This window comes from Pandoraea sp. B-6 (genome assembly GCF_000282835.1).
GTDB lineage: Bacteria > Pseudomonadota > Gammaproteobacteria > Burkholderiales > Burkholderiaceae > Pandoraea > Pandoraea cepalis.
This window is the reverse complement of the sequence record NZ_KB290541.1, coordinates 3,832-10,019: the sequence shown is the minus strand read 5'-3', so window position 1 is coordinate 10,019 and position 6,188 is coordinate 3,832. Positions and strand designations below refer to the sequence as shown.

The 6,188-nt window shown below is 65.4% G+C and carries 6 protein-coding genes; all 6 read right to left on the bottom strand.

Annotation, left to right across the window (positions count from 1 at the left end; translation table 11 throughout):
- Window positions 1–832, bottom strand: an 832-nt coding sequence (locus tag A985_RS27155) for a CvpA family protein (protein ID WP_083902350.1), incomplete at its 3' end; no start/stop codon positions are given.
- Between the two features lies 1 nt (window position 833).
- Window positions 834–1,859: an SPOR domain-containing protein gene (locus tag A985_RS0117585; RefSeq protein WP_017234687.1), complete on the bottom strand. Its 1,026-nt coding sequence runs from the start codon at window positions 1,857–1,859 to the stop codon at window positions 834–836.
- A 45-nt stretch (window positions 1,860–1,904) separates the two neighbouring features.
- Window positions 1,905–3,203 (bottom strand): bifunctional tetrahydrofolate synthase/dihydrofolate synthase, encoded by a 1,299-nt coding sequence (gene folC / locus A985_RS0117580; RefSeq protein ID WP_026132093.1) that lies wholly within the window; start codon window positions 3,201–3,203, stop codon window positions 1,905–1,907.
- A 189-nt stretch (window positions 3,204–3,392) separates the two neighbouring features.
- Entirely contained in the window at window positions 3,393–4,268 is an 876-nt protein-coding gene (gene accD, locus A985_RS0117575; protein WP_017234685.1) for an acetyl-CoA carboxylase, carboxyltransferase subunit beta, read from the bottom strand.
- A gap of 129 nt (window positions 4,269–4,397) precedes the next feature.
- Window positions 4,398–5,222, bottom strand: coding sequence for a tryptophan synthase subunit alpha (gene trpA / locus A985_RS0117570; protein WP_017234684.1), 825 nt, complete (start codon window positions 5,220–5,222; stop codon window positions 4,398–4,400).
- Window positions 5,176–6,048, bottom strand: coding sequence for a site-specific DNA-methyltransferase (locus tag A985_RS0117565; RefSeq protein ID WP_051060234.1), 873 nt, complete (start codon window positions 6,046–6,048; stop codon window positions 5,176–5,178). Before A985_RS0117565 ends, trpA begins: the two co-directional genes overlap by 47 nt.
- Window positions 6,049–6,188: the final 140 nt, after the last annotated feature.

The following is a 6,188-nucleotide window of genomic DNA, read 5'->3' as shown; positions in this document are numbered from 1 at the left end:
CCCCCCCCCCCCCGCCGCTGCGCATGCCCCACCCCTGCGATTGACCGAGCGCGCCTTGGCCGCTCAGGCCATCGCCCGTCAGCCCCGTGCCGAGGCTACCGCCGCTACCGCCGCGAAGGGCGCCACCGCCCATTGGGGCGGACGTCCCCGAGGTCTCCGCAGCGCCGGAAGTCCCCTCGGCGCGCTCACCGTCCGAATGGCGCGGCGAACCATGCCCGCCCTGCCCGCCCGTATCCGGCGTGCCACGATACGGCGCCAACTGCGGCAACGGAATCGGCGTTCCCAGCGGATTGACGCTCGGCACCGCCGCCTCGGGATTGTGCAGATAGTGCTGCACCGGTTCGGGCAGATACGGCATGAGCCGCGACAACCCCGCCTCGACCCACGGACGCACCAGCGACTGCTGCCACACCGGTTGTTGCGGCAATGACGTTAACTTGGCGGCGACCATCAACAACATCAAGAGCAACATGCCGCGCACGATGCCGAACATCATGCCCAATCCGCGATCGGCAGGACGCAACCCGATCAGATCGGTCATGCGCCCGACGAGCGCGCTGACGATACCGGCGCCAAAAACCACCGCGACCAGCACCAGCAGGAAGCCAAGGGCGCCTTGCGTCATCTCGCCGCCGGGCAGATCGGCGGGCAACCAATGCGCTAGCGCCGGGCCGAAGGCGCGCGCCACGAAGAACGCCACGACCCAGCCCACCAGATTGAACAACTCGCGCACCAGACCGCGCAACATGCCCAGCAGCATCGAGCCGAGCAGGATGGCAATGGCCCCGTAATCCACCACGGTCAGCAGACCGCCATGCACCGGATCGCTCAACTCAGCCTGCCTCGGCGACCTGCGCCGTCAGTCCGGCGTCGCGAATCTTCTTGCCCGCCGCTTCCGCACTCGCGCGATCGGCGAACGGTCCTGCGCGCAGCAGGTAAAGTTCACGGCCCCCCACCTTGCTCTTCACCATGTAGCTCGGCACATTCACGAGCTTGAGCTTGACGAGCCAGGCCTGCGCCCGGTCTTGCGTCGAAAATGCGCCAATGCGCACCTGGTACTTGCCGCTCGATGCCGCCGGCTTCTGCGCACTGTCGTGGCTATCCGCCGATTTGGCGGGTTTGGCCGTCGTGTTGTTCTGGGCGAACTGTGCAATGGGATCGGCGACGTTGTTGTTCGGCTGCGCCTTGGCTTGCGCCTTGGCCGTGTCGTGCGACTCCGGCTTCACGGCCGGCTTCACGTCCGCGTGCTGCTCGGGTTTCTTGACTTCCGGCTTGCTCTCCGGCTTCGCTTGCGCCACCGCCGGTTCCGGCACTGTGCTCGGCGCGGGGGTCATCGCGGCGGCAGGCGGCACGGCCGTCGGTGCCGGGGCGGGCGTCGAGACCGCCGGCTTGGCGGCGTTCGCGCCGGCCAGTGCATTGCTGTCGAGCGCGACTTCGCCCTTGTCGAGCGACGCGTCGGTCGGCGGCGTGGCTGCCTTCGGCTTCACGCGCACGGGCGGCGAGTTGGTGTCCTTTCCGGGAATCTGGATCGCGATGTCGTCAGCCGACGGTTTCGGCTCGGGGGCCAGCACCATCGGCAGAATGATGACGGCGGCGAGCACCAGCGCCAATGCCCCCACCAGACGGCGGCGCGCGCGTTGCTTCTCGGGCAGCAGCGGATCGAGTTGCTCGTGCTCGCTGTATTCGCCCGCTCCCGCCGCACGGGCGCCGGTTCGGCCGCTCCGGCGGCTACCGCGCTTGGGGGGAACGGCTTCGGCGTCTTTCTTGCGGAAGGAAAACAATCCCATAGGCCCTTGGCTCTGGTCGTAACTCGCGTCGTTGGACGGATGATGATCGCGCATCGGGGGCGAACCGCGCATGACATTTCTCGTAAGCAATTGTCACGGCCAACGTCCCGTCATGCCTTAATGGCGCTGTAATTTGCGGTGCGACATGACGCCGGACACCGTAAAGAACGATCCAAAAACCACAATTCTATCATTCTCCCCGCACTGCTCGAGCGCGGCGGCATAGGCTTTCTCGGGAGAGTCAAAGGTCTCGACCGAATGATCGGCATCCGGCGCGAACCCCACCGCCCGCAGACTCGCTTCCAGCTTCTGTGGACTCGCGGCACGTTCGGTCGGCAGCGCGCACAGGCGCCAGTGATCCACTTTGTCGACGAGATGCCGCAGCACCCCCTCGATATCCTTGTCGGCCATCGCCCCGAACACGGCGTATGTGTAAGGAAAGTAGCCCATGCCGTCGAGATTGTGGCCAAGCGCGGCAGCGGCGTGCGGGTTGTGCGCCACATCGAGCACCACGGCCGGACGCCCGGGGAGCACCTGGAACCGCCCCGGCAACTCGACCGACGAGAGCCCCAGCCGAATGTCCTGCGCCGACACCGGGAGCGTGTCGCGCATCGATTCGAGCGCGGCCAGCGCCGCCGACGCGTTGAGCAACTGGTTCGCGCCCCGCAAGGCTGGATACGCAAGCGACGGGCGGCGCATCTGGCGTCCGCCATAGCTCCACTGCTGCTTGTCGCCCTGATAGTTGAAATCGCGACCGAACAGCCACAGGTCCGCGCCAATGCGCTCCGCCTCGGCCAGCAACGAGGCCGGCGGCACGGGATCGCCACAGATCGCCGGCTTTCCCGTGCGGAAGATGCCCGCCTTCTCGATGGCAATCGCCTCGCGGGTGTCGCCGAGATACTGGGCGTGATCGATGTCGATGCTGGTCACGACGGCACAATCGGGGTCGATGATGTTCACCGCATCGAGACGCCCGCCCAGGCCGACTTCCAGAATCACGGCATCGAGCCCGGCGGTGGCGAACAAGTGCATGATCGCCAGCGTGGTGAACTCGAAATACGTGAGCGAGACCGGCGTTTCGAAGCTCGTGCGTGCGGCCTCGACCGCCTCGAAATGCTTCAGCAGCGTCGCGTCGTCGACGTTCTCGCCATTCAGGCGGGCGCGTTCGTTGAACGAGATCAGATGCGGCGACGTGTGACAGCCCACGCGATAACCCGCCGAGAGCAGAATGGCTTCGATGATCGCGCAGGTCGATCCCTTGCCGTTGGTACCGCCCACCGTGAAGACGGGGCACGGGAATTGCAGTCCGAGCGCCTCTTTCACGCGACCAATGCGCGTGAGGCCCATATCGATGCCCACAGGGTGAGCGGTTTCCAGATGGGCGAGCCAGGCGTCGAGAGTGGAGTAGGTCGGCATGGATGGTCGGGCAGAAAAACAAAAACGCGGACGTCACGTAACGTCCGCGCTTTCTATCCTGCTGAGTGATGCGTTCAAGCGCCGCATGAGCGGCACGGCGTGGCGTTGCGACATTCTACGCCGTTGCACCGCCCTTTGGGGCACCGCGGCAGTGCGCGCGACGCCATCGCGCCCGTGAATTTTCCGTGCTCAGGCGACGGCGTCCGCCGGCTGGCATTGCATCAGGGCGATCAGGCGAGCAATCTCCTCACGCATCTTGCGACGGTCGACGATCATGTCGATCGCGCCCTTCTGCAGCAGGAACTCCGAACGCTGGAAGCCTTCCGGCAGTTTTTCACGCACGGTCTGCTCGATCACACGCGGGCCGGCAAAGCCGATCAGCGCCTTGGGTTCGGCGATCACCACATCGCCGAGGAAGGCGAAGCTGGCCGACACACCACCCATCGTCGGATCGGTCAGTACGGAAATGAACGGCAGCTTGGCATTGGCCAGCTTGGTGAGCATGGCCGTGGTCTTGGCCATCTGCATGAGCGAGAGCAGGCTTTCCTGCATGCGCGCACCGCCCGAAGCGGTCACGCAGACGAACGGCACCCCCTGCTCCAGCGCGTTCTGCGCGCCACGCACGAAGCGCTCGCCGACCACCGACCCCATCGAGCCGCCCATGAAGGCGAACTCGAAGCAGGCGACCACGACCGGCAGCGTATGGATCGCGCCGCCCATGACCACCATTGCGTCGGTCTCGCCGGTGTCGTCCATCGCTTCCTTGATGCGGTCCGGGTACTTGCGGCTGTCCTTGAACTTCAGCGCGTCGACCGGCACGATCTCCTGGCCCAGTTCGTAACGGCCTTCCGGATCGAGCAGCGCGTCGAGACGTGCACGGGCACCGATACGCATGTGGTGATCGCACTTCGGGCAAACGTGCAGATTCGCTTCCACGTCGTTGCGATACAGCACCGCCTCACACGACGGGCACTTGATCCACAGCCCTTCCGGGATGCTCTTGTTGCGCTGCGTCGGATCGGTTTGCTTGATCTTCGGGGGCAGCAGCTTATCGAGCCAGCTCATAGTTTCTCCTTGGCAAACGCCCGCACCAGGCGGGGCGGGCGTTTCTGGCGACCGTGCAACACGGCCGTGTCAATTCAGCGTTTCACCGGGCGGTTCGACGAATCGACCCCGCGAACAAACGCCGCAAATCTACGCCGATTTGGCGCCCTCGTCGAGCGCCTGGCGAATACCGCCGATGAATTCAGCGAGCGATTTTACCGCGTTATGGCCTTCCAGATCACGCGGCGTGTTTTCCAGGCGCTGAACGATGGCGCTGCCGATGACCACGGCGTCGGCTACGCTCGCGATGGCGCGCGCCGTCGCGGCGTCGCGAATACCGAAGCCCACCCCCACGGGCAGGGGTGCGACGGCCTTGATTTCAGGAATCTTCGCGGCCACGCTTTCCAGATCCAGGCTCGCCGCCCCCGTCACGCCCTTGAGCGAGACGTAATAGAGATAACCGCTGGCCTGACGCGCCACAGCGGCAATCCGCGCTTCGGTCGAGGTCGGTGCGAGCAGGAAGATCGGATCGATGCCATGCGCACGCACGGCCCCGGCGTAGGTCTCGGCTTCCTCCGGCGGATAGTCGACGACCAGCACGCCGTCGACACCGGCCTTGGCGGCCCGCTCGGCGAAGGTGTCGAGACCCATCGCCTCGATCGGATTGGCATAGCCCATGAGCACGACCGGCGTGCGGTCGTTGGTCTGACGGAACACCGCCACGTAGCCGAGCACCTCCGCCAGGCTCACGCCGCGGGCCAGCGCACGCTCGGAGGCGCGTTGAATCACCGGGCCGTCGGCCATCGGGTCGGAGAACGGCACGCCGAGTTCGATGACGTCGGCGCCGTTGTCGGCCAGCGCATGCATCAGCTTCACCGTCCAGCCCGGTTCGGGATCGCCGGCGGTGATGAACGGGATGAGGCCCTTTTTACCCTGCGCTTGCAAGGCTTGGAACGTCGCTTGAATGCGGGACATGATCGGAAAGTCTCTGAAGTCTTTGGTGGGCGAGCGCGTGGTAATGCGCGTTCAGCTCGAAGCCGACGAAACGCCGGCCGTGCAACGCGCATGCCACGGCCGTCGTGCCGCTGCCCATGAACGGGTCGAGCACGAGACCGCCGGGCGGGCAACTGGCCAGCACCATGCGCTCGATGATATGCAGCGGTTTCTGCGTCGGATGATCGACGCGTTCGGGGTCTTGCCGGTGCAATCGCGAGATCGACCACAGATCCTTGGGGTTGTAACCCAGTTCCAGCCACTTGCTGCCCTCGAAGATACGGCGCGAGCGCGCCTTCTTCGTCGCGGCGTCGTACGGCACCCGCACCGCATCGAGGTCGAAGTAGTAATCCTTCGAGACCGCGAAAAAGCCGACGTTGTCGTGTACCGACGAGAACCGCCGGGTGCTGCCGCCCATGCTGGGCACGCGGCGATCCCAAATGATCTCGTTGATCATCAGCATGCGCCGCTTCAGGAACACGAACAGCTCGGGGGCGTACTGCCACGTACAGAACAGGTACAGCGAGCCGCGCGGCGCGAGCTTCGGTATCGCCGCTTCGAGCCAGCCATATGTCCAGTCGAGGAAATCCTCGCCGGAGCGCTTGTCGGAGTCGTTGCCGTAATCCTTGCCTAGCCCGTAAGGCGGGTCGGCCAGGATCAGATCGACGCTGCCGTCGTCCAGCTCGTGCAAGTGCTCCAGGAAGTCGGCATGACGCAAGGTGATGTCGCCCGGCGCCCAACGCGCACGCAGCTCGCCGGCCGCTTCCCTGGCCTCGAGACGCGCGGCGGCAGCTTCGGTGGCGTCCATGGGGCGCTCGGCCCCGAGGACGTCAAGTGGCGCCTTGCGATCAGTCAGATCGGTCATGCTGGTTCGGGTGTCCTTGATGGATCTTGGAATCTGAGGATTTTAGGATCTGCCATCGATGGCGTCTCGCGACGCCGCCGATC